The 2,922-nt window shown below is 66.5% G+C and carries 3 protein-coding genes; all 3 read right to left on the bottom strand.

Translation table 11 applies throughout. From position 1 onward, the window contains the following. Positions 1–19: 19 nt before the first annotated feature. A complete protein-coding gene (locus EOA24_RS32785; RefSeq protein WP_126080504.1) occupies positions 20–1,258 on the bottom strand; it encodes an MFS transporter in 1,239 nt (412 codons plus the stop codon). Positions 1,259–1,408: 150 nt separating this feature from the next. Next, positions 1,409–2,509, bottom strand: coding sequence for an aminotransferase class I/II-fold pyridoxal phosphate-dependent enzyme (locus EOA24_RS32780; RefSeq protein ID WP_126080505.1), 1,101 nt, complete (start codon positions 2,507–2,509; stop codon positions 1,409–1,411). A 107-nt stretch (positions 2,510–2,616) separates the two neighbouring features. After that, positions 2,617–2,922, bottom strand: a 306-nt coding sequence (locus tag EOA24_RS32775; protein ID WP_189354426.1) for a MucR family transcriptional regulator, incomplete at its 5' end; no start/stop codon positions are given.

Below are 2,922 nucleotides of genomic sequence, written 5' to 3'. Positions count from 1 at the left end.
GCTTAGATACAGGGCGCGATCACTCGCGGCTGTTCAAATGCCGCACCTGCCGCAGCGCCGGGAACAGCCAGGCCCACAGCCCCGCGACCGCGATGGCGCCGATGCCGCCGATCACCACGGCGGGAACGGTGCCGATCAGCGCCGCCATCGTGCCGGCGCGGAATTCGCCGACCTCGTTGGAGGCGCCGACGAAGACCTGGTTGACGGCGTTGACGCGGCCGCGCACCTCGTCGGGCGTCCAGAGCTGGATCAGCGTCTCGCGGATGTAGACGCTGAACATGTCGGTGGCGCCGAGGAGGGCAAGGGCTGCGATCGACAGCCAGGTGATGGTCGAGACGCCAAACAGCACGGTGAAGGCGCCGAACAAGGCGACGAAGCCCAGCATGATCTTGCCGGCATGGTCGCGGATCGGGTGACCGGCTAGCCAGACGGCGACACAGATCGCGCCGATGCCGGGCGCCGAGCGCAGCAGGCCGAGGCCCCAGGGGCCAAGCTGCAGGATGTCGCGTGCATAGACCGGCAGCAGCGCCGAGGCGCCCGACAGGAGCACGGCGAAGAGGTCGAGAGAGATCGCGCCGAGCACGATCTTCTCGCTCCAGATATAGCCGAAGCCGGCAAACAGCGTCTGCATCGTCGGCTTGTCGGTGGCCGTCTGCTGAGCGGGCTTCGGGATGGTGAAGATGAGCACCGCGGCGGCGAGCATCAATATGGCGGCGGTGGCGTAGGCGGCTTCCGCCGACACGCCGTAGAGCAGGCCGCCCGCGACCGGGCCGACGATGGTCGCCGTCTGCCAGGCCGACGAGTTCCAGGCGATGGCGTTGGCGAAATCCTCCTGCGGCACGAGATTGGCGAAGAGCGAGGACGAAGCCGGTCCGTAGAAGGCCCGCGCAATGCCGAACATCGCCAGCACGATGAAGATCGGCAGCGGGCCGTGAAGGCCACGCAGCGTCAGAAGCAGCAGGGCCAGCGCGCAGCCGGCCTCGACCAGCGTCGCCAGCGTCATGATCAGCCGGCGGCCGAAGCGGTCGGCGACCACCCCGGTGACCAGGACCAGAAGCAGCGAAGGCAGGAACTGGACGATGCCGACAATGCCGAGATCGAACGGGTCGCGGGTCAGGTCGTAGACCTGCCAGCCGACCGCGACGGACACGATCATCGTGGCGAAGGTGGTGAGGAAACGCGCCGTCCAGTAGCTGAGGAACGGGCGGTGCCGGAACGCGGCGTAACGCTGGTCTGGTGAGGTTGCTTCGGCTGTCATGATTCGAGGGCCCCGTTGCGACAATGGCCGGCGGGGCACTTCCACGATGGGCGCTGGTCCGGCCAGAACCCTTTAGCTCAGTTCGTCCTGCCATGCGCGCAAAAATCCGCGCTGGATCAAAGAAAATCGAATTTTTGCCCGGACGGCGATTCAGCTCCGCAACGCGGCGGAGATGGCGGCCAGCCCGCCGCGCAGCTCCGCTTCCGTCGGCCAGCCGAAGCCAAGGCGGAAGAAGCGCTTCGGCATCTCGAACCAGTGGCCGGGACCGACATAGGCGCCGTGCTCCTCCAGCAGCCGGGTGTAGAAGCGGTCGAGGTCGAAGCCCGCATCGATATTGAGCCGCGGGAACCCGACGACGCCGCCTTGCGGCCGCACCCAGTCGACCAGCGTCTCGCCGTCGATCCAGGCCTGCACGATGTCGCGGCGCCTTGCCATCTCCGGCAGCAGCGAGGCGAGGAAGGCGTCACGGCGTTCGAGCGTGGCGCGCGCGATCGCCTCGTCGATGACGCTGCCGCAGATGCCGATCTGCTCCTTGGCGGCGAGGAAGGTTTCCTGCAGTTGCGGATCGCGGGTCAGCAGCCAGCCGATGCGGATGCCCGGGATGCCGAAAGCCTTGGACAGGGAGCAGACGCTGATGGCGCTTGGGCTGAGCGAGGCCGCCGCCGGCAGGCGCTCGCCGTAGGAGAGATCGCGATAGGTCTCGTCGACCAGCAGGCGGCACTTGTGATGTTCGGCAAGCGCGATCAGCGCGTCGAGATCGGCGCGTGTCATCATCGTGCCGGTCGGGTTGTGCGGGCAGGTGACGCTGATCAGTTTCGTGTTCGGCCGCAGCTCCGCCTTCACGTGCTCGATGTCGATGGCAAAGCCCTGGTCGAAATCGAGATCGACATAGGAGATGGCGCAGCCGATCGCCTTCGGCGTCTCGATGTTGGTGGCGTAGTTCGGCCGGACGACGACAAGATGGTCAGCGGGCGACAGCAGCGCGGTGGCGATGATGAACAGCGCGCCGGCCGCGCCCGCCGTCACCAGCACATCGGCGTGGGAAAGGCCGTTGTCCTGCGCGGCGATCAGCGCGCGCAGGTCCTTGTCGCCGCGATGCTCGCCATAGAACAAGGTGAGGTTCGGCAGCGTCAGACCGATGTCGGAGAGTTTCTGGTCGGCGATCGAGCTTTCGGAGAGGTTGTAGCGGATGCGGTCGTAGCCGTATTCCTCCGGCGCTTCCTTCTCGATCAGCATCCTGGCGTAGTTCATGGCCGGTTCCCCCAATCCCCGGTAGCAACCAAGCCACAAAAGCGCGAAGCCTGCCAAGGTCGATTCCTCGGCAGGCTTCCTCAAATCATTGGTGCAGGCGCGCTATTTCAAGCGCTCGCCTTGGCCTTCCTGCCCCTGGCGGGCTTTGCCGGTTCCGGTTCCGCCTTGCGGCCGAGTCCGATCGATTTGGCCAGCTGCGAGCGCGAAGCCGCGTAGTTGGGAGCGACCATCGGATAGTCGACCGGCAAGCCCCATTTGGCGCGGTAGGCTTCGGGCGTCAGGCCGAAATGCACGCCGATATGGCGCTTCAGCGATTTGAACTTCTTCCCGTCCTCGAGGCAGATGATGTAGTCAGGCGTCACCGAGCGCCTGGGATTGACGGCGGGGGTCGGCGGGGGCGCCGCGGGGTCCGG

Origin of the sequence: Mesorhizobium sp. M2A.F.Ca.ET.039.01.1.1, assembly GCF_003998035.1 — a bacterium.
Classification (GTDB): domain Bacteria; phylum Pseudomonadota; class Alphaproteobacteria; order Rhizobiales; family Rhizobiaceae; genus Mesorhizobium.
This window is presented reverse-complemented; position numbering and strand designations above follow the sequence as displayed.